Raw genomic sequence first — 17,301 nt, forward strand, 5'->3', positions numbered from 1 at the left:
CGGCGCAGCGGGCGGCGCAGGCCGCCCCGCGCGGCGGCGCCGCCGCCCGCCTCGGCGACGCCGCGGAGGACGCCGCATGAGCCGCGCCGCAGCCCCTGGCGCGGCCCCCGCCGCGCCGGGCCGCGCGGACGATCGCGCCGCGGCGGTCGAGATCCTCGCCCGCACGCTGCTCGGCGAGGCCGGCGGCCGCCCAGTGCGCGCGATCGAGGCGGTGGCGGCGGTGGTGATGAACCGCGTGCGCCTCGCCGCCGCGCCGGGCGGGCCGGCGCACTGGGGGCGCGGCATCGCCGGCGTCTGCCGCGCCCCCTTCCAGTTCGCCTGCTGGCTGCCGCGCCATCCGCGCCATCGGGCGATGCTCGAGGCCGGGGAGGGCGATGCGGCGCTCGCCCTCTGCCGCCGCGTCGCCGCGCGCGCCGCCGCCGGCGCCCTGCCCGATCCGACCGGCGGCGCGACCCACTACCACGACGCGGCGACCCTGCCGCGCTGGGCGGTGGGCGCGATCGCGCAGGCGGAGATCGGCGGCCTCGTCTTCTACCGCCTCGGCCCGGCGCCGGCGTGAGGGGCGTCGCGCCGGCGCATCGCCCGCTCGTTCCTCAGGCAGGCGAACACGACCACCGCGCCGCCCAGCAGCGTCGTCGCCTCCGGCCACGTCCCCCACAGCGCGAGGTCGAGCAGCAGCGCCACCGGCAGCCCGACGAAGTTGAACGGCGCGAGCCGCGCCGCGTCGGCATGGCGGAACGCCGCGGCGACGCACACCACCGCGGCGCCGGCGAACAGGCCGTTCAGCGCCAGCAGCGCCGCATCGCGGGGTGGCGGCGTGGTCCAGTCCAGCGCCGCCAGCGGCCCGTAGAGGGCGAGGCCGAGCAGCGTCGGCCACAGCAGCACCCGCGCCGCCCCGGCCTCGCCGCGCAGCCGGCGGTTCACCGTCTGCGTCACGGCGTAGGCGAGGGTCGCGGCCAGCGCGAAGGCGTAGCCCGCCGCCGAGAGGCTGGCGGCGTCGGCGACGAGGCGCGGCGCCACCGCCAGCCCGACCCCGGCGAAGGCGAGCGCGCTCCAGCCCCAGGCGGCGCGCGGCACCGGCTCGCGCAGCGCCAGCGCGGCGAGCGCCAGCACCCAGAACGGCGCGGTGAAGAACACGAGATAGCCCTCGGCCAGGCTGAGGCGGCGGAAGGCGAGGAAGAATCCCCCGGCCGAGACCATCATCGCCGCGGCGCGCAGCGCGTGCAGTCCGGGATGCCGCGTGCCGAGCCCGCCGCCCGCGCCCGGCCGGAGCATGCGCGCGACGAGGAGGGCGATCGCCAGCACGGCGTAGCGCAGGAACACCACCTGGCCGAGCCCGTACTGTCCCGAGAGCAGCTTGCTGTTGGCATCCAGCAGGCCGAACAGGACCATCCCCGCGACCAGGAGCGCCGGTCCCCGCACGCGCGATGTCCTTCCGTCCGCAGCGATCCGGCCCCTTCTCGCCGCGGGCCGGGAGGGCGTCAATGCGCGGCGGCCGCCGGCCCGCCCCTTTGCAGCGCCGCGCCGGTCGGGCATTGAGGCGCCGGCATGACCCCCCGCCTCGCCTCCGCCCTGATGCCGCTGCTCCGCGGCATGGACCCCGAGCGCGCGCATGCGCTCGCCCTCTGCGCGCTGCGCGCGGGCCTCGCCGGCGCCGACCGGGGCGAGGACGATCCGGTGCTGGCGACCACGGCTTTCGGCCTCGCCTTCCGCAATCCGATCGGGCTCGCCGCCGGATTCGACAAGGACGCGGTGGCGGTGCTGCCGCTGATGCGCCTCGGCTTCGGCTTCGTCGAGGCGGGCACCGTCACGCCGCGGCCGCAGCCGGGCAATCCGCGCCCGCGCCTGTTCCGCCTCGCCGAGGACCGGGCGGCGATCAACCGCATGGGCTTCAACAACGGCGGCCTCGACGCCTTCCTCGCCCGCCTCGCCGCCCTGCCGCGCCCGCTGCCCGCCCCGCTCGGCGTCAACATCGGCATCAACAAGGAGGGGGCGGAGCCCGAGCGCGACTATCCGGCCGCCTACGCCGCCGTCGCGCCGCACGCCGACTACGTGACGGTCAACGTCTCCTCCCCCAACACGCCCGGACTGCGCGACCTGCAGGGCGAGCGCCGGCTGGCCGCGATCCTCTCCGCCATCGCCCGCGCGCCGGCGCCGCGGCGCCCGCCGGTCCTGGTCAAGATCGCGCCCGATCTCGACGAGGCGGCGCTCGGCGCGATCGTCGAGTGCTGCGTCGCCCACGGCGCGGCCGGGCTGATCGTCTCCAACACCACCGTCGCGCGGCCTCCCTGCCTGCGCTCGCGCCACCGCGGCGAGGCGGGCGGCCTCTCCGGCGCGCCGCTGTTCGCGCCCTCGACCGCGCTGCTGCGCAGCGCCTACCGCCTGGCGCGCGGGCGCCTCGTCCTGATCGGCGTCGGCGGCGTCGCCTCGGGCGCGGACGCGCTCGCCAAGATCAGGGCCGGCGCGTCGCTGGTGCAGCTCTACACCGCCTTCGCCTACGAGGGGCCGGCGCTGATCCGCCGGATCAAGGACGACCTCGCCGCCCTGCTGCGGCGCGAGGGCTTCGCGCGCCTCTCCGAGGCGGTGGGAACGGACGCCTGAGCACACGCATGGACATCCTCGACGGTATCGCCCCCCTTGCGCCGCGCTACGACGGCTTCGTGCTCGACCTCTGGGGCGTCGTGCACGACGGGCGCCGCCCCTACCCCGGCGTCGTCGAGGCGCTCGCGCGGCTGCGCGAGGCGGGCAAGCGCGTCGCCTTCCTCTCCAACGCCCCGCGCCGCGCCTGGGTGGTGGAGAGGCAGCTCGCCGGCATGGGCATCGGCAAGGGCGCGCACTACGACGGCGTGATCACCTCGGGCGAGCTGGTCTGGCGGCACCTCGCGCGGCGCGAGGACCCGTTCTTCGCCCGCCTCGGCCGCCGTGTCTTCCACATCGGGCCGGAGCGCGACCATTCGGTGATCGAGGGCCTCGACCTCGCCTTCGCGGACAGCCCGGCGCAGGCGGAATGGGTGCTCAACACCGGCCCCGACCCGCAGCGCGGCCCGAAGAGCGTCGCGCCCTACGAGGAGACGCTCGCCGCCTGCGCCGCGCACGGCCTGCCGATGGTCTGCGCCAACCCGGACCTCGCCGTGATGGTCGCCGGCGAGCGCCTGATCTGCGCCGGCGCGCTCGCCGCGCGCTACCGCGCGCTGGGCGGCGCGGTGGTCGAGATCGGCAAGCCCGACCCCGCGGTCTATGCCCCGGTGCTCGACCTGCTCGGGGTGGGGGAGCGCGCGCGGGTGGTGGCGATCGGCGATTCGCCGCACACCGACCTCGCCGGCGCGCAGGCGGCGGGGCTCGCCGCGGTCTGGGCGCTCACCGGCCTCGCCGCCGACGCGCATGGCGAGGACCCGAGCCCGGAGCGGCTGCGCCGGGCGCTGGAGGAGCACGCGGTGGAACCGCTGGCGGCGCTGCGCGCCCTGCGATGGTGAGGCGGTGGCGCCGCCGCGTCAGGGTTCGATCAGCCCGAAGGACAACGCCTTCGCCAGCGCCTGCTCCCGCGTCGCGGCGCCGAGCTTGCGGCGGGCGCGGGCGAGGTGCAGGTCCACGGTCGCGCGCGCGATGCCCATTCGCTCGGCGATGCGGTCGTTGCGCAACCCGGCGGCAAGCCAGGACAGGCACTCGCGCTCGCGCGGGCTGAGGCGGGGGACCGCGGTGACGGGCGCGAGAGCCTCGGTGACCTCGAGGATGCGCTGCGCGACCGCGTGCGCCACGAGCGCCGCGCTGCGCTCATGGGCGCGGCGCCAGGCGGCGAAGGCCGGGCCGCGCAGCCGGGTGAGCAGGGTGAACCCGCCATGCGCCGTCCCCGGCGCCGGGCGCAGCGGCACCGCGAGGCCGCAGCCGATGCCGGCGACCGCGGCGGCTTCGGCGCACATCCGGGCCCAGTCCGCATCGCCGAGGGCCCGGGCGAATTCCTCGCCGACCGGGAGGGGAGTGACGGCGCGCGCGCAGTGCCGCCGCGACGCGTCCATGCGCAGGAAGCCGCTCGCCTCGTAATGCGCCATCCAGGACGGCGGCAGGGTGGTCAGGCGCAGCCGGGCCGGCGTGCCCGGCGCCGCCCAAGCCGGCGGCGCGTAGGCGTGATGGCACCATGCGACGCCGATCGCAGCGAAGCCCGCAACCGCCTCCGACCACACGGCGCCGGCGCTGCGCGCGGCGCCCACCCGTTCCAGCATGTCGAGCAAGGGAAGGCCCATGCGCCCGCTCCCCGGCGGTCGGACGCGGAAGCATACCGGATTTCCCCAGCTTTCGGGGCAGCCTCGTTTGCGCTCCGATCGGTGCGGCCCGGGGGCGCGGGCGGCGACATCCCGACCTCGGCCGGCCGACGGTGCAGCGAGGAGGAGGCCCGTCATGCGCGGGCGATGGCCCCACCGCCACTCTCCCGCCGTGTGCTCCAGGCGTCCGCGCGCGGTGCTGGCGAAAGGCGCCGCGTTGTTCGCCTTCCTCGCGGGGGGCGGCGCGGCGCCTTCGGCCGCGGAATTCCTCGCCCGGCCGCACCCGGCCCCGCTCTGGTTCGAGCCGGCCCTGACGCCCGCGGCGGCGCCCGGGCCGGCGCCGCTTGCCCTGGCGATGTTCACCGCCCCGCGAGGATGGGCGTCGGGCGACGCGGTCGCGATCCTGTTCGGCGATGCCGCCACCCGTCCCGGCGGGGTGCGCGACGGGTTGGCCGCCACCCTGCTGGCCGAGGACACGGGGGTGCTGGAGGTCGGTGCCGTCCCCGACGGCGCCGCCGACGAGGCGCACGCGCTGCAGCTCGCGAGGCTGTTCGGCGCCCTGCGCGCCCTGCGCCGGGATCAGGGCGCCGGTCCGGTGGTGGTCGCCATCGGATACGGCGCCGGCGAGGACGCGGTCCTTGCGGCGGCGGTGGAGGCGGTCGCCGCCCTCCATCTCGGCGCGGACGGGCCGCGTTTCGCCGCCGCCATCGCGATCGGACCGGTGGCGGCGCGCTTCACCGCCGGCACGCCACCTCCGCCCGCGGAGCGGTGGCGCGAGCGTGTTCCGCTGCTCTGCGCCGCGCTCGCGCCGGTGACCGGCGACCCGGGCGGCATCGCATGCACCGCAGCCCTGCTCGGCGGCGAGGTGATGGCGGCACGGTGACGCCGCGGGCCAGCCCGTCGTGGGCCGCGGCGGCCGCGCCGCGGTCCGGCGCTGCCCCGTCTGCGCTCAGGCCCGCCCTGCGGTGGTGGACAGCAGCAGCGGGTCGATCCGGAGCTTTGCCAGGGCGTCGCGCCACTTGCGCTCGTGGTCCTCGCCGAACAGCAGCGCCTCGTCCGGGGGCACGGAGAGCCAGGCGTTGCGCTGGATCTCGTCCTCGAGCTGACCCGGGCCCCAGCCGGCGTAGCCGAGGGCGAGGATGCCGCGCCGCGGTCCGCCGCCGCCGGCGATCGCCTTGAGGATGTCCACGCTCGCCGTGAGCGCCACCTCGCCGCTGATCGGCAGGCTGCCCTCGGTGGACCAGTCGGGGGTGTGCAGCACGAAGCCGCGTCCGCCCTCCACCGGCCCGCCGGCGAACAGGCGGATGCGGCGCTGCGGCGGCACCGGGTCGAGGTTGAGCTGCCGCAGCAGGTCGTCGAAGGAGAGGCCGTCCAGCGGCTTGTTGACGACGATGCCCATCGCCCCCTCGGCCGAGTGGGCGCAGAGGCAGATCACCGAGTGCGCGAAGCGCGGGTCCTGCATCCCCGGCATGGCGACCAGGAGCTGGCCGGCGAGGTATCTACCCTCGCCCAGGAAGCCCGAGGCGGGAATCGCGCGCTTGGCCATGACGCCTTCAACATGGCGGCGCCGGTGCGGCGCTGCAACCCGGCGGCCTCTCGTTCCGGGGCCGCGTGCCGCCCGGGTGACAGGCCGGCGCGCAGGCGCTACACGGGCAGAGCCCAAGCGGCGCAGTCGGACAAGCAGGACCCCGGACGCGGCCCCACGAGGCCCGGCCAGCAGCGGAGAGGGAACCACCCATGGCGATCAAGGTCGGCGACACCATCCCGTCGGTGAAGGTGATGCAGGCGACGGCGGAGGGGCCGCGCGAGGTCTCCACGGACGAGATCTTCAAGGGCAAGACCGTGGTCCTGTTCGGCGTGCCGGGGGCATTCACGCCGACCTGCTCGGCCAAGCACCTGCCGGGTTTCGTCCAGCAGGCGGAGGCGATCCGGGCGAAGGGCGTGGACACCATCGCCTGCATGGCGGTGAACGACGCCTTCGTGATGCAGGCCTGGGCGAAGGACCAGGGCGTGGGCGACACGGTGGTGATGCTCGCCGACGGCTCCGGCACCCTCACCAGGGCGCTGGGGCTCGAGCTCGACCTGACGCCGCGCGGCCTCGGCGTGCGCTGCCAGCGCTTCGCGCTGATCGCCAGGGACGGCAAGGTGACGCACCTCGCCGTCGAGGCGCCCGGCGCCTTCGAGGTGTCCAAGGCCGAGGCGATCATCGAGAAGCTGTGACGCGCGACGGTCCGTCGGTGGCGCGTTGACGCCGCCGATGGGCAGGCACGGCGTGAGGAGAAGCGGCATGCGGCACCCGGCGGATTTCGCATTGTTCGCGTGGCGGTCCGGCTGGGTGTTCGCCCTGCGCAGCGCCCGGCTGGCGGTCGAGCCCGCCGAGGCGGCGGCGAGCCTCGCCGCCATGGCGCTCGAGAAGCAGCGCGCCTGCGCCGAGGGGTGGCTGGCGGCGAGCCGCGCCGCGCTCCGCGGCGCCGACGCCGGCGCCGTGGCGGCGGCGGCGCTGGCGCCGGCCCGCCGCCGCGTCTCCGCCAACCACCGCGCGCTGACGCGGCCCTTCGGAGCGGATCGCGGACGGCGGTAAACCGCCGGGAGCGTCAATCCGCGCGGCCGGCAACGCGCCGGTGCCGTTGCCGCGCGCAGCCGGGCGGCAACGGCTTCGGCCGGGGCTGACGGCGCGTCCCGGCGCCCTTCGCGCGCCTGCGGGTAGGCCGGACGGACACGGCGGCGGCCGGCGCGCCGTCTCACGCCGCCGGCGCCGGCCGCGGCAGGCGGCCGACGCCCCGTCGCGAGACCAGGAAGCCGACGATCGCGAGGTTGAGCAGGTTCGCCGCGATCCCCGCGGCGAAGGCCGGCGCGTAGTAGCCGTAGCGGTCGTAGAGCGCGCCCCCGAGCCAGGCGCCGAACGCCATGCCGCCGAGGCCGAGGAACAGCAGCACCGGCACGCGCCAGGGCGCCTCCTTCGCCGGGAACAATTCGCGCACCGTGAGCACGTAGGAGGGAATGATCCCCGAGAAGCCGAGCCCGTAGATCGCCGCGACGGCGAACAGCAGCGCCTCGTCCTCGGTGGCGAGGAACAGCCCCATCGCGACGGCCTGCGCGGCGGAGCCGAGCAGCACGGTGGGCAGGCCGCCGATCCGGTCCGCCACCCAGCCCCAGAACTGCCGCGCCAGGAAGGCGGCGAGCAGCAGGACCGAGAGCATCGCCGCCCCGCGCGCCGGGCCGATGCCGAGATCGGCGCAGAAGGCGACGAGATGCGCCGCCGGCATCGCCATCGGCACGCAGCAGAGGAAGGCGGCCGTCGCCAGCAGCGCGAGCGCGAGGTTCGGCGGCAGGCCGAGCGTCCGCGCCCCCGGCCGCGGCCCGTCCGCGGCCCCGAGGCCGCCCGCGGGCGGCGCCGGCGGCGGGCGCAGCACGACCGCGGCGAGCGGCGCGATCACCGCCGTGGCGAGCGCGCCGAAGCCGAGCATGGTGCGCTGCCAGCCGAAGGCCGCGACGGCGCGCTCGAGCACCGCGGGCCAGACCACGCCGGCGACGTACTGGCCCGAGGAGACGAGCGCGAGCGCCGTGCCGCGCCGCCGGTCGAACCAGAGCGTCACGTAGGTGAGCAGCGGCGCGAACAGCGCCCCGATGCCGAGCACGCCGGTCAGCAGCCCGTAGCCCAGGAGCAGCTGCCACGTCCCGCCGCGCGCGGCGAGCGCCATCCCCGCCGCGATCATCGCCGCGCCGAACAGCGCCACGCGCCGCACCCCGAGCCGCCCGGCGATCCAGCCCATCAGGATCCCGCCTGCCCCGGCGCCGAGGAAGGTGAGCGAACTGGCGAGCGAGGGCACCGCGCGCGCCTCGCCGAGATCGGCTGCGATCGGCCTGAGCGCGACGACGATGACGAGCGGCGCGCCGTAGGCGACGGAGAGGATGGCGAGGACGGTCCAGGCGACGCGCCAGGAGGCCGGGGTCTCGATGCTGCGCGGGGGCGGCGGCGCTGGGGTGTCGCCCTCGGCGCGCTGCGGCATGTCCGTTCCTCGTCCGGCGGTTCGGCCCGGCCGATTAAGCCACGGCGGGCCGGAACGGGACAGCGCGGACGCCGCGCCGGCCGGCGGCGGGAGCGCGGCGGGTCCCGGCCTTCGCCCGGACGGCGCGCGTCCGGACGCGCCCCCGGCGCGAGCGGAAAGGCGGCCGCGGACCCCGCGGCCCGCTCAGCCGCGCGAGCGGCGGACCGCGACGCCGTACCAGAGCAGCGCGGCGCAGGCGCTCGCCAGCAGCGCGCGGCCCGAACCGGCGAGGAACGCCTGCGCCCGCTCGGCGCCGGCCTGGGCCAGCAGCAGCAGGCTCGCGGCGGTCAGGAGGGAGAGGGCGCTCATCCGGCGGAGCATGGGCGTCTCCCGGCTGGCAGGACCGCACGGCGCGGCGGCGCGGGGCGGGGCGTCAGGCCGCGCGCGAGGCCGGGCCGGCGCGGAGCTGGTCGAGCACGGACGGCAGCCGGTCCAGGAGGAACGGATCGTGGCCGGGATGGGCGCCGCCCTGGTGATCGAATGCCAGCCCGTCGTGGAACGTGCCGTCGGCGTAGATCAGCAGCAGGCGCCCCCAGCGCTCGCCGCGCCGCTGCACGAACACGGCGCGCGCCATGCGGAACCCCCGGCGCGCGAAGCGCAGGGCCGCGCGCGCCATCTCGTCGAACACCGCGCTCGAGCCGTAGACGGTCAGCGGCGTCATGAAGCGCTGCCCGTCGAAGGGCCAGATCGTCCACTCCTCCTCGGAGCCGCCGGAAAGCTCCCACAGACGCCGCCGGATGAAGTTGGCATCGCCGTAGTCCTCGCGCGCGATGTGGTCGCTCGGCGGCGGATCGCCGGGGGAGTGGCCGGCCCAGGCCCAGACCGAGACGCCGTGGCGCTGCGGGTCCTCCGCCTGGGGGGCGGCCCCGCCGCGCGCCGCGCGGTGGCGGCGGAGGGTGTCGTAGGCGGCGTTGATCTCCGCCATCACCGCCTCGTCGGGCTCGGCGCCGCCCAGCGGATGGTAGCGCCGCGCGAGGCGGATCCACGCCGCCTTCAGCCCGGCGCCCTCGAGCGCGGCCGGGTCGGCGCCGAACCGGGCGAAGACCGCCGCCGCCGCACGCGCATCGCCGATCCCGTCCGTCCGCATCCTCGCCCCTCGCGCCGCGCCAGACCGCTCAACCCGGACAGCAGGGTTATGCCTGTCGCGAAGAAAGCGCAGGGGTCACAACATTGCGAAAGAACATCGAAAAAACCGGACCGCACCGTGAAACCATCCACATTTTTGGTCCGTGTCGCGCGAAACGGCGTGGATCGCGGCGACACCTGCGCGGCCGGTCGCTTCCTGCGCGCCCGGTGTCCGGCGTGGCGACGAATCGCGCGGGCCGCGCCATCGCCCGCCGGCGTTTGGGAGGCGCGGCGCGACCGGCCGGCCGCGGTTCCGGCGACAGGAGCGGATCGCGGACGGCGGGAAACGGCCGGGGCGCGGATCCAAGCCGCGCGACCGGCAACGCGCCGCAGCCGGCGCCGCGCGCACGGCCGAGCGGAAGCGGCTCCGGCGACGCGCCGCGCGAGCGCCGCCCGCGCCGGGGCGCGCGCAACGGCCGCGCGTGGCGGAGGCGCCCGGCCCGGCGCCGCCTCCTCGCGCGGGCCGCGGCAAACCCTACAGCAGCCCCTCGCGCCGGAAGGAGAAGATCCGGCCCCGGCCCAGGATCAGGTGGTCGTGCACCACCACGCCCAGCACGCCGGCGGCCGCCTTGATCTCCCGCGTCATCTCGACGTCCGCCCGGCTCGGCGTCGGGTCGCCGGAAGGGTGGTTGTGCACCAGGATCAGCGCCGTCGCCTGCAGCTCCAGGCAGCGCTTCACCACCTCGCGCGGATAGACCGGGGTGTGGTTGACGGTGCCGCGCGCCTGCACCTCGTCGGCGATCAGGCGGTTCTTCGAATCGAGGAACAGCACGCGCACCTGCTCGATCTGCTCGCGCGCCATCGCGGCGGTGAGGTAGTCGGTCAGCCGGTCCCAGTTGTTCAGCACCGGCCGGTCCAGCACCTCGGCCCGCGCCAGCCTGAGCGCCGCGGCCTGCACGGTCTTGAGCGCGGCGATGCCGGCCTCGCCGAGGCCCGCGATGGCGCGCAGCTCGGAGGGCGGCGCGGCGATGGCGTTGGCGAAGGAGCCGAAGCGCGCGAGCAGGGCGCGCGCGATCGGCTTGGTGTCGCGCCGCGGCAGGGCGAGGAACAGCACCATCTCGAGCAGCTCGTGGTCGAGCAGCGCCTCCGCCCCGGCGGCGAGCAGCTTCTCGCGCATCCGCGCGCGGTGGCCGAGATGGCCGGGCGGGGGCGGCGGGGCAGGGGGCTCGGCCGCCTTCGCTGCCGTCTCCGGCCGCCCGCCGTGGAACAGCGGCAGGCCGAGCCCGTCCGGGCGCCGCAGCGACACCGCCGCGGACATCCGCTCCTCGAGGCCGGGTTTCCTGGCCGGTGCCATGCGCCGCCGCTTCTCCGCGGCGGCACCCTCTCCCGTCGCGGCGCGGGAAGGCGAGGGGAGGAACGCCGGACAAACGCAGAAATCACGCTTGCCCCGGCACGCGGGCGTCCGGCCCGGCGGGACGCGGGACCGCGGGCTCCGGCCGGCCAGGCCGCGGTCGCGCCCGGCCCTGTGGAGGGCGCCCCGCCCGCCCGCCGCGCCCGGCGCGTCGCGAACGGCGGGCCGTCAGACCGCGTAGGGCGGCTTGTGCAGCCCGGCGGGGGAGAGGGTGAAGATCTCCACCCCGTCCTCGGTCACCCCGACCATGTGCTCGAACTGCGCCGAGAGCGAGCGGTCGCGCGTCACCGCCGTCCAGCCGTCGTCGAGGATCTTCACCTCCGGCCGGCCGGCATTCACCATCGGCTCCACCGTGAAGACCATGCCGGGCTTCAGCACCAGGCCCTCGCCGGGGCGGCCGAAGTGCAGCACGTTCGGCGGCTCGTGGAAGCGCCGGCCGATGCCGTGCCCGCAGAAGTCGCGCACGACGCTGAAGCGGTGGCGCTCGACGTAGCTCTGGATCGCGTGGCCGACGTCGCCGAGCGTCGCGCCGGGGCGGATCGCCGCGATGCCGCGCATCATCGCCTCGTGCGTCACGTCGAGCAGCAGCCGCGCCTTGGTGCTCGGCTGCCCGGCGACGAACATGCGGCTGGTGTCGCCGTGCCAGCCGTCCAGGATCACCGTGACGTCGATGTTGACGATGTCGCCCTCCTGCAGCACGCGCTCGCCCGGGATGCCGTGGCAGACCACGTGGTTGACGGAGGTGCAGATGGACTTCGGGAAGCCGCGGTAGCCGAGCGGCGCCGGCACCGCGCCGTGGGCGAGGATGAACTCGTGGCACAGCCGGTCCAGCTCGCCCGTGGTGACGCCGGGGCGCACGTGCGGGACGATCATGTCGAGCGTCTCCGCCGCCAGCCGGCCGGCGCGGCGCATGCCCTCGAAGTCCTCGGGCGCATGCAGGGTGATGCGGCGGCTTTCGGCGCCTTGCTGCTCCATGGCGGGGGTGGTCCGGACGCGGCGTGTTGCTTTTCATCCCCAACATGCGCGCCGGGGGGGCCGGTTGCAAGGCGCCGGGGCGGGGCGGCGCCGCGCGCCGCCCGCATGGCGGCCACGCGGGCGCGCCGTGCGGCCGGCCGCGGGCGCCGGGCATCGCCTCAGGGGCGTCCCGCCTTCTCCCCGGCGCTCCGCTCCACCGCCCCGAGCGCATCGGCGAGCCGCACCTGCGCGCTCCCCGGCCGCGCCGGCTTCTGCTGGCTCTCGTGCGGCGCCCAGCCGGTGAGCATCACCAGCGGCAGCGGCATCGCCAGGCTGCCGTCCGCCTCCGCCGGCAGCCGCGCGGCGGCGAGCGGGAACAGCGCGCGCGGCGGCGTGCGCGGATCGCGCGCCCGCACCGCGCTGGTCTCGCCCGCCGCGCGCAGGTCGGCGAACAGCGCGGCGGCGGAGCGGTAGCGCAGCGTCAGCTCCTCGACATCCGCCACCGGCAGCGCGAAGCCCGCGCGCTGCAGGAGGTGCGCCGCGTCGCGCAGCTCCGGGAAGGGCGAGACGCGCGGCGCGAGGCCGCCGCGCAGCTCGGCCTCCGCCTCCGCCAGCGCGACGCGCAGCGGCTGCAGCGTGCCGAGGCCCGGCAGGGCGGCGAGGAACAGCCCGTCCGGCACCAGGGCGCGGCGGATCTGCAGCAGCGCGCCCGGCAGGTCGTTCACCCAGTGCAGCGACAGGCAGGCGACGATCAGGTCGAAGCTCCCCGGCGCGAAGGGCAGCCATTCCTCGTCGGCCGCGACCGCGAGCTCGCCGGCGCGCCCGGCCATGCGGGCCGAGAGGTCGGCCGAGACGACGAAGGGGATGCCGCGCGCGCGCAGCCGCGGCGCCACCGCGCCGCGGCCGCCGAGGTCGAGCGCGCGGGCGAAGCGCCGCGTCACGTCGTCCAGCCGGTCGAGCAGGCGCTCCGCCGCCGCATCGAGGATCGGCGCCACGCGGGCGACGGTCGCCGCGGCCCGGTCGCGGCGCAGCCGGACCAGGCGGCGATCGAAGATCTCGGCGGGACCGGCGGCGGGTTCGGACATGCCGCGCCAGATGCGCCCGCCGCCGCCCGGCGGCAAGCCCGGCGCCGCGCGCCGCCGCACGCGCGGCCCGCGCCCCTGCCGGTTCCCGCCGCCCGCGATCCGCTCTAGGCTCGCCGGCGTGAGCAGCGAGCCGGAGGAGGGGAGCGCCGCGCCATGACCGTCCTCGACCGCAGGCCCGCCCGGCGGGCGCGCCGCCGCTGAGCGCGCCGATGCGCCGGATCGACGCGCCCACCCTCAAGCGGTGGATCGGCGACGGGCAGGAGCTCGCCATCCTCGACGCGCGCGAGGAGGGGGAGTTCGGCACCGGCCACCTGTTCTGGGCCGTGCCCTGCCCGCTCTCGCGCGCCGAGCTCGCCGCCCGCGCCCTGCTGCCGCGGCGTTCCGTGCGCGTCTGCGTCACCGATGGCGGCGAGGGAGGACTCGCCGAGCGGCTCGCCGCCTATCTCGAATCCCTCGGCTGCAGCGACGTCGCGGTGCTGGAGGGCGGCGTGCCGGCCTGGCGGGCGGCGGGCCATGTCGTCTTCTCCGGCGTCAACGTCCCCTCGAAGGCGTTCGGCGAGTGGGTCGAGCACCACTACGGCACGCCGAGCGTGGACCCCGCCGGGCTCAAGGCGATGCTGGACCGGGGCGAGGACCTCGTGATCCTCGACAGCCGCCCGATGGACGAGTTCCGCCGCATGTCCATCCCCGGCGCCATCAACGTCCCCGGCGGCGAGCTGGTCTACCGCATCGGCGAGTTCGTCCGCGGCCCCGGGACCACCGTGGTGGTGAACTGCGCCGGCCGCACCCGCTCGATCCTCGGCGCCGAGAGCCTGCGCGCGGCCGGGCTGCCGAACCGCGTGGTGGCGCTGCGCAACGGCACCATGGGCTGGGAGCTGGCCGGCTTCGCCTGCGCCCGCGGCGAGACCCGCACCTACCCGCCCGGCACGCCCGCCGGCGCCGCCGAGGCCCTGGCGCGCGCCCGCCGCTTCGCCGAGCGCGCCGGCGTGCGGAGCCTGACCCGCGAGGGGCTCGAGGCGCTGCGACGGGACGGCAGCCGCACCCTCTACCTGCTCGACGTCCGCGCGCCGGAGGAGTTCGCCGCCGGCCACCTCGCCGGCAGCGTGAACGCCCCGGGCGGGCAGCTCGTGCAGGCGACCGACCGCTGGGTGGCGGTGCGCCACGCCCGCCTCGTGCTGGTGGACGATCTCGGCGTGCGCGCGCGCATGACCGGCGGCTGGCTGCGCCAGATGGGCGCCGGCTACGAGGTCTATGTGCTGGAGGACGGCCTCGCCGGCCGGCTCGAGGAGGGGCCCGGCGCCGTCGCCTGCCCGGAAGCGCGGGCGATCCGGGCGCCCGCCCTCTCCGCGCCGGAGCTCGCCGCCCGGCTCGCCGACGGCGCCGCGCAGGTGATCGAGCTGAGCCGCTCGATCGACTTCCGCGCCAGCCACATCCCCGGCGCGCTGTGGGGCGTGCGCACCCGCCTCGCCGCGCTCGCCCCGCGCCTCGCCGCCGACCGCGAGGTGGTGATCGCGGCGCCGGAGGAGGCGCTGGCGCGCCTTGCGGTGCCGGAGGTGCAGGGCCTGGTGCGCGCCCCGGTGCGCCTGCTCGCCGGCGGCACCCGCGCCTGGCGGGAGGCCGGGCTGCCGCTGCAGGCCGACCGCTCCGATCCGCCGGACGAGGCCTGCATCGACTTCCATCTCCGCCCCTACGACCGCAATTCCGGCGTCGCGGAGGCGATGCGCGCCTATCTCTCCTGGGAGGTGGACCTGGTCCGCGAGGTCGCGCGCGACGGCGATGCCCGCTTCGGCCTCCCCGCCTAGCCGGGACCGCACCGCGATCGCGCCGGACGCGGCCGCGCCGGCGGGGCGGCCGCCTTGGGCCGCGGCCGGGGCGCGCCTCGGCGCGGGGCTCGCGGCGGCGCTGCGCGCCGCGCGCGACGCCCTGCTGCCGCCGCATTGCCTGACCTGCGAGGCCGAGGTCGCGGTGCAGGGCACGCTCTGCGCCGCCTGCTTCCGCGGCCTCGGCTTCATCACCGCGCCGCTCTGCGCGCGCTGCGGTGTCCCCTTCGCCCATGCCGGGCAGGCCGACGCGCAGGGCCTCTGCCCGGGCTGCGCCGCCGACCCGCCCCCCTTCGCCGCGGCCCGGGCCGCGCTGCGCTACGACGCCGGGGCGAAGCGGCTGCTCCTGCCCTTCAAGCACGGCGACCGCACCGACCTCGCCGCGCCGCTCGCGGCGCAGATGGCGCGCGCCGGGGCGGCGCTGCTCGCCCGCGCCGACCTGGTCGCCCCGGTGCCGGCGCACTGGCGCCGCCGCCTGGCGCGCCGCTACGACCAGGCGGCGCTGCTCGCCCGCGCCGTGGCGCGCCTGGGCGGGCGGCCCTGCGTGCCGGACCTGCTGCGCCGGACCCGCGCTACCCCGCCGCTGGGCGAGCGCGGCGCGGCGGAGCGCGCGGCGCTGCTCGCCGGCGCCTTCGCCCTGCGCCGGGGCGGCGCGGCGCGCGTCGCCGGCCGGCGGGTGCTGCTGGTGGACGACGTGCTGACCTCGGGCGCCACCGCCGGGGCCTGCGCCCGGGTGCTGCTCGCGGCCGGGGCGGCGGCGGTGGACGTGCTCGCTGCCGCGCGGGTGCCGGACCCGCGCCTCGCGGCGGGCGCCGCGCCTTGACCGGATCGTGCCGGGGCCCAACCTTGGCCGCCATGCCCAAGGTCGAGATCTACACCACCGCCTTCTGCCCCTACTGCGCGCGCGCCAAGTTGCTGCTCGACCGCAAGGGGGTCGCCTACGTCGAATACGACGCCCCGCACGGCTCGGCGGCGCGGCGCGAGGCGATCGAGCGCTCCGGAGGGCGGACGACGGTGCCGCAGATCTTCATTGACGGCCGGCCGATCGGCGGCTCGGACGACCTCGCCGCCCTGGAGCGGGCCGGCAAGCTCGACGCCCTGCTGGCCGGCGAGGCGGCCTGACCGGCCCGCCGTCCACTGGCACTCGACGGCGGCGAGTGCCAAGCTTATGTAGCGGCAGAATGCGGGGAATCGCTCTCGCCCCGCGGCAGGATTGCAGGATGATCCACTACCAGTTGCGTTGCGAGTCCTCGGAGGACGGACCCCACAGCTTCGACGGCTGGTTCAAGGACAGCGCCGCCTTCGAGAAGCTCGCCAAGGCCGGCCTGGTGGAATGCCCGGTCTGCGGCGGCACCAAGGTGACGCGCGCGCTGATGACGCCGGCGATCGCCAGGACGCCGGGCGTGAAGGGCCGCCCGGAGGCGCCGCCGGCGCCCGCGGTGCGGCCGCCCGCCCCCGCGCCGGCCGCCGCCCCGTCCGCGCCGCCGCGCGCCGCCGCCGGCCCCCTGCCGGCGCAGGTGCTGGCGCTGCTCCAGCGCATCCGGGCCGAGGTCGAGAAGACCTGCGACTACGTCGGCCGCGACTTCGCCGAGGAGGCGCGCAAGCTCCACCGGCAGATGCAGGAGGGGGGCACGCCCGAGCGCCGCGGCATCTACGGCGAGGCCACGGACGCCGAGGCCGAGGCGCTGCGCGAGGAAGGCATCGCCGTCGCCCGCATCCCCTGGGTGCCGCCGGCCGACGCCTGAGCCGGCGGCCGGCCGGGCGGGGGCAGGAGGCCGCCCTGCGCCGCCGGGGCGGGGTCAGCGCACGGCCGCCAGGATGTAGTTCACCCCCACGTCGCGGGCGATGCGGAACCGGCCGCCGAGCGGGTCGTAGCGCATCCCCGCGAGGTCGGTCACGCGCAGCCCCGCGGCGCGCAGGGCCGCCCCCAGCTCCGCCGGGGTGACGAACAGCCGCCAGTCGTGCGTCCCGGGCGGCAGCCAGCGCAGCAGGTACTCGGCGCCGAGCTTGGCGACGAGGAAGGAGCGGGCGGTGCGGTTCAGGGTGGAGAGGATCACCAGCCCGCCGTCAGGCCGCGCCAGTTGCGCGAGATGGCGCAGGAAGGCGGCGCGCTCCGTCACGTGCTCGATGACCTCGAGCGCCAGCACGGCGTCGAACCGGCCGGCCGCCGCCGGCAGCAGGTCCTCCGGCGCGCCGGCCCGGTAGTCCACGGCGAGGCCCGCCGCCGCGGCATGCGCGCGGGCCGCCTCCAGCGCCTCGCCGGCGGCGTCGAGGCCGGTCACCGCCGCGCCGCGCCGCGCCAGCGCCTCCGCGGCGAGGCCGGCGCCGCAGCCGACATCCAGCACGGCGAGGCCGCGCAGCGCCTCCAACGCCGCCGGATCGCGGCCGTGGGCCCGCGCCAGGCGCTCCGCGATCCAGCCGACCCGCACCGGGTTCATCCGGTGCAGCGGCGCCATCGGCCCCGCGGGGTCCCACCAGCGCGCGGCCAGCCGGTCGAACTTCGCGACCTCCTCGGGACGCGCGGTGCTGCCGCCCCGCTCCTCCGACTCCTGCATGTCCGTCACCCTGCCCGCGCCGGCCGCTCCGGCCAAGCCTCCGCGGCGCGGCGGGCGTCCGGCCGGCCCGGCCGCCGCGCCCCGGCCCACGGTTGCCCCGGCGCGG

General features: G+C 77.4%; 20 protein-coding genes. 10 read left to right on the forward strand and 10 right to left on the reverse strand.

What is annotated here, in order from left to right:
* Positions 1-76: 76 nt before the first annotated feature.
* A complete protein-coding gene (locus K1J50_RS12875) occupies positions 77-559 on the forward strand; it encodes a cell wall hydrolase (protein WP_220118115.1) in 483 nt (160 codons plus the stop codon).
* Here the strand turns inward: K1J50_RS12875 and K1J50_RS12880 are convergent.
* Positions 532-1,422 (reverse strand): DMT family transporter, encoded by an 891-nt coding sequence (locus K1J50_RS12880; RefSeq protein WP_369413592.1) that lies wholly within the window; start codon positions 1,420-1,422, stop codon positions 532-534. The two genes, K1J50_RS12875 and K1J50_RS12880, sit on opposite strands and share 28 nt — an antisense overlap.
* A gap of 126 nt (positions 1,423-1,548) precedes the next feature.
* On the opposite strand from K1J50_RS12880, the gene K1J50_RS12885 reads away from it, so the two are divergent.
* On the forward strand, positions 1,549-2,601 hold the full coding sequence (locus tag K1J50_RS12885) for a quinone-dependent dihydroorotate dehydrogenase (RefSeq protein ID WP_220118117.1): 1,053 nt from the start codon (positions 1,549-1,551) through the stop codon (positions 2,599-2,601).
* 8 nt (positions 2,602-2,609) lie between these two features.
* Positions 2,610-3,473, forward strand: coding sequence for a TIGR01459 family HAD-type hydrolase (locus tag K1J50_RS12890; RefSeq protein WP_220118118.1), 864 nt, complete (start codon positions 2,610-2,612; stop codon positions 3,471-3,473).
* Between the two features lie 18 nt (positions 3,474-3,491).
* Here the strand turns inward: K1J50_RS12890 and K1J50_RS12895 are convergent, their stop codons facing one another.
* Positions 3,492-4,238 (reverse strand): helix-turn-helix transcriptional regulator, encoded by a 747-nt coding sequence (locus K1J50_RS12895; protein ID WP_220118119.1) that lies wholly within the window; start codon positions 4,236-4,238, stop codon positions 3,492-3,494.
* Between the two features lie 235 nt (positions 4,239-4,473).
* On the opposite strand from K1J50_RS12895, the gene K1J50_RS12900 reads away from it, so the two are divergent.
* Positions 4,474-5,139, forward strand: a complete 666-nt coding sequence (locus tag K1J50_RS12900; protein ID WP_220118120.1) for a hypothetical protein — start codon at positions 4,474-4,476, stop codon at positions 5,137-5,139.
* Positions 5,140-5,205: 66 nt separating this feature from the next.
* On the opposite strand, the gene K1J50_RS12905 is transcribed toward K1J50_RS12900, so the two are convergent.
* The gene (locus K1J50_RS12905; RefSeq protein ID WP_220118121.1) at positions 5,206-5,802 is read right to left on the reverse strand and encodes a YqgE/AlgH family protein; all 597 of its coding nucleotides are present in this window, start codon (positions 5,800-5,802) and stop codon (positions 5,206-5,208) included.
* Positions 5,803-5,993: 191 nt separating this feature from the next.
* Between K1J50_RS12905 and K1J50_RS12910 the strand changes: the two genes are divergently transcribed.
* On the forward strand, positions 5,994-6,476 hold the full coding sequence (locus K1J50_RS12910) for a peroxiredoxin (protein ID WP_220118122.1): 483 nt from the start codon (positions 5,994-5,996) through the stop codon (positions 6,474-6,476).
* Between the two features lie 67 nt (positions 6,477-6,543).
* The gene (locus K1J50_RS12915; RefSeq protein WP_220118123.1) at positions 6,544-6,837 is read left to right on the forward strand and encodes a hypothetical protein; all 294 of its coding nucleotides are present in this window, start codon (positions 6,544-6,546) and stop codon (positions 6,835-6,837) included.
* Between the two features lie 160 nt (positions 6,838-6,997).
* On the opposite strand, the gene K1J50_RS12920 is transcribed toward K1J50_RS12915, so the two are convergent.
* From K1J50_RS12920 to K1J50_RS12945, 6 genes are all read right to left on the reverse strand, one after another.
* Positions 6,998-8,266, reverse strand: a complete 1,269-nt coding sequence (locus K1J50_RS12920; RefSeq protein WP_220118124.1) for an MFS transporter — start codon at positions 8,264-8,266, stop codon at positions 6,998-7,000.
* Positions 8,267-8,449: 183 nt separating this feature from the next.
* Positions 8,450-8,626 carry a hypothetical protein gene (locus K1J50_RS12925; protein WP_220118125.1) on the reverse strand — a complete coding sequence of 59 codons (177 nt, stop codon included), beginning with the start codon at positions 8,624-8,626 and terminating at the stop codon, positions 8,450-8,452.
* A gap of 52 nt (positions 8,627-8,678) precedes the next feature.
* The gene (locus tag K1J50_RS12930) at positions 8,679-9,392 is read right to left on the reverse strand and encodes a J domain-containing protein (RefSeq protein ID WP_220118126.1); all 714 of its coding nucleotides are present in this window, start codon (positions 9,390-9,392) and stop codon (positions 8,679-8,681) included.
* Positions 9,393-9,905: 513 nt separating this feature from the next.
* Positions 9,906-10,724, reverse strand: coding sequence for a RadC family protein (gene radC / locus K1J50_RS12935; RefSeq protein WP_255575255.1), 819 nt, complete (start codon positions 10,722-10,724; stop codon positions 9,906-9,908).
* Between the two features lie 225 nt (positions 10,725-10,949).
* Positions 10,950-11,756 carry a type I methionyl aminopeptidase gene (gene map, locus K1J50_RS12940; RefSeq protein ID WP_220118127.1) on the reverse strand — a complete coding sequence of 269 codons (807 nt, stop codon included), beginning with the start codon at positions 11,754-11,756 and terminating at the stop codon, positions 10,950-10,952.
* Between the two features lie 158 nt (positions 11,757-11,914).
* Complete coding sequence (locus tag K1J50_RS12945) at positions 11,915-12,820, reverse strand: methyltransferase domain-containing protein (protein WP_220118128.1); 906 nt, start codon at positions 12,818-12,820, stop codon at positions 11,915-11,917.
* Positions 12,821-13,029: 209 nt separating this feature from the next.
* Between K1J50_RS12945 and K1J50_RS12950 the strand changes: the two genes are divergently transcribed.
* The 4 genes from K1J50_RS12950 to K1J50_RS12965 all read left to right on the forward strand — a co-directional run bounded on the left by K1J50_RS12950 (position 13,030) and on the right by K1J50_RS12965 (position 16,385).
* Positions 13,030-14,622 carry a rhodanese-like domain-containing protein gene (locus K1J50_RS12950; protein ID WP_220118129.1) on the forward strand — a complete coding sequence of 531 codons (1,593 nt, stop codon included), beginning with the start codon at positions 13,030-13,032 and terminating at the stop codon, positions 14,620-14,622.
* Entirely contained in the window at positions 14,597-15,463 is an 867-nt protein-coding gene (locus K1J50_RS12955; protein WP_220118130.1) for a ComF family protein, read from the forward strand. Before K1J50_RS12950 ends, K1J50_RS12955 begins: the two co-directional genes overlap by 26 nt.
* A gap of 32 nt (positions 15,464-15,495) precedes the next feature.
* On the forward strand, positions 15,496-15,762 hold the full coding sequence (gene grxC, locus K1J50_RS12960; RefSeq protein ID WP_220118131.1) for a glutaredoxin 3: 267 nt from the start codon (positions 15,496-15,498) through the stop codon (positions 15,760-15,762).
* Positions 15,763-15,860: 98 nt separating this feature from the next.
* Positions 15,861-16,385, forward strand: coding sequence for a DUF1178 family protein (locus K1J50_RS12965; RefSeq protein ID WP_220118132.1), 525 nt, complete (start codon positions 15,861-15,863; stop codon positions 16,383-16,385).
* A gap of 54 nt (positions 16,386-16,439) precedes the next feature.
* Here K1J50_RS12965 and ubiG read toward each other — a convergent pair whose 3' ends face one another.
* Entirely contained in the window at positions 16,440-17,195 is a 756-nt protein-coding gene (ubiG, locus tag K1J50_RS12970; RefSeq protein WP_220118133.1) for a bifunctional 2-polyprenyl-6-hydroxyphenol methylase/3-demethylubiquinol 3-O-methyltransferase UbiG, read from the reverse strand.
* Between the last annotated feature and the right edge of the window lie 106 nt (positions 17,196-17,301).

The sequence above is a fragment of the Caldovatus aquaticus genome (assembly GCF_019458025.1).
Taxonomy (GTDB): Bacteria; Pseudomonadota; Alphaproteobacteria; order Acetobacterales; family Acetobacteraceae; genus Caldovatus; species Caldovatus aquaticus.

Coding starts and splice junctions, on each gene's coding strand:
- ubiG (WP_220118133.1), bottom strand. CDS start 17,195: ATGCAGGAGTCGGAGGAGCGGGGCGGCAGCACCGCGCGTCCCGAGGAG.
- K1J50_RS12875 (WP_220118115.1), top strand. CDS start 77: ATGAGCCGCGCCGCAGCCCCTGGCGCGGCCCCCGCCGCGCCGGGCCGC.
- K1J50_RS12905 (WP_220118121.1), bottom strand. CDS start 5,802: ATGGCCAAGCGCGCGATTCCCGCCTCGGGCTTCCTGGGCGAGGGTAGA.
- K1J50_RS12885 (WP_220118117.1), top strand. CDS start 1,549: ATGACCCCCCGCCTCGCCTCCGCCCTGATGCCGCTGCTCCGCGGCATG.
- map (WP_220118127.1), bottom strand. CDS start 11,756: ATGGAGCAGCAAGGCGCCGAAAGCCGCCGCATCACCCTGCATGCGCCC.
- K1J50_RS12895 (WP_220118119.1), bottom strand. CDS start 4,238: ATGGGCCTTCCCTTGCTCGACATGCTGGAACGGGTGGGCGCCGCGCGC.
- K1J50_RS12945 (WP_220118128.1), bottom strand. CDS start 12,820: ATGTCCGAACCCGCCGCCGGTCCCGCCGAGATCTTCGATCGCCGCCTG.
- grxC (WP_220118131.1), top strand. CDS start 15,496: ATGCCCAAGGTCGAGATCTACACCACCGCCTTCTGCCCCTACTGCGCG.
- K1J50_RS12930 (WP_220118126.1), bottom strand. CDS start 9,392: ATGCGGACGGACGGGATCGGCGATGCGCGTGCGGCGGCGGCGGTCTTC.
- K1J50_RS12925 (WP_220118125.1), bottom strand. CDS start 8,626: ATGCTCCGCCGGATGAGCGCCCTCTCCCTCCTGACCGCCGCGAGCCTG.
- K1J50_RS12965 (WP_220118132.1), top strand. CDS start 15,861: ATGATCCACTACCAGTTGCGTTGCGAGTCCTCGGAGGACGGACCCCAC.
- K1J50_RS12890 (WP_220118118.1), top strand. CDS start 2,610: ATGGACATCCTCGACGGTATCGCCCCCCTTGCGCCGCGCTACGACGGC.
- K1J50_RS12910 (WP_220118122.1), top strand. CDS start 5,994: ATGGCGATCAAGGTCGGCGACACCATCCCGTCGGTGAAGGTGATGCAG.
- K1J50_RS12955 (WP_220118130.1), top strand. CDS start 14,597: ATGCCCGCTTCGGCCTCCCCGCCTAGCCGGGACCGCACCGCGATCGCG.
- K1J50_RS12920 (WP_220118124.1), bottom strand. CDS start 8,266: ATGCCGCAGCGCGCCGAGGGCGACACCCCAGCGCCGCCGCCCCCGCGC.
- K1J50_RS12915 (WP_220118123.1), top strand. CDS start 6,544: ATGCGGCACCCGGCGGATTTCGCATTGTTCGCGTGGCGGTCCGGCTGG.
- K1J50_RS12950 (WP_220118129.1), top strand. CDS start 13,030: ATGCGCCGGATCGACGCGCCCACCCTCAAGCGGTGGATCGGCGACGGG.
- radC (WP_255575255.1), bottom strand. CDS start 10,724: ATGGCACCGGCCAGGAAACCCGGCCTCGAGGAGCGGATGTCCGCGGCG.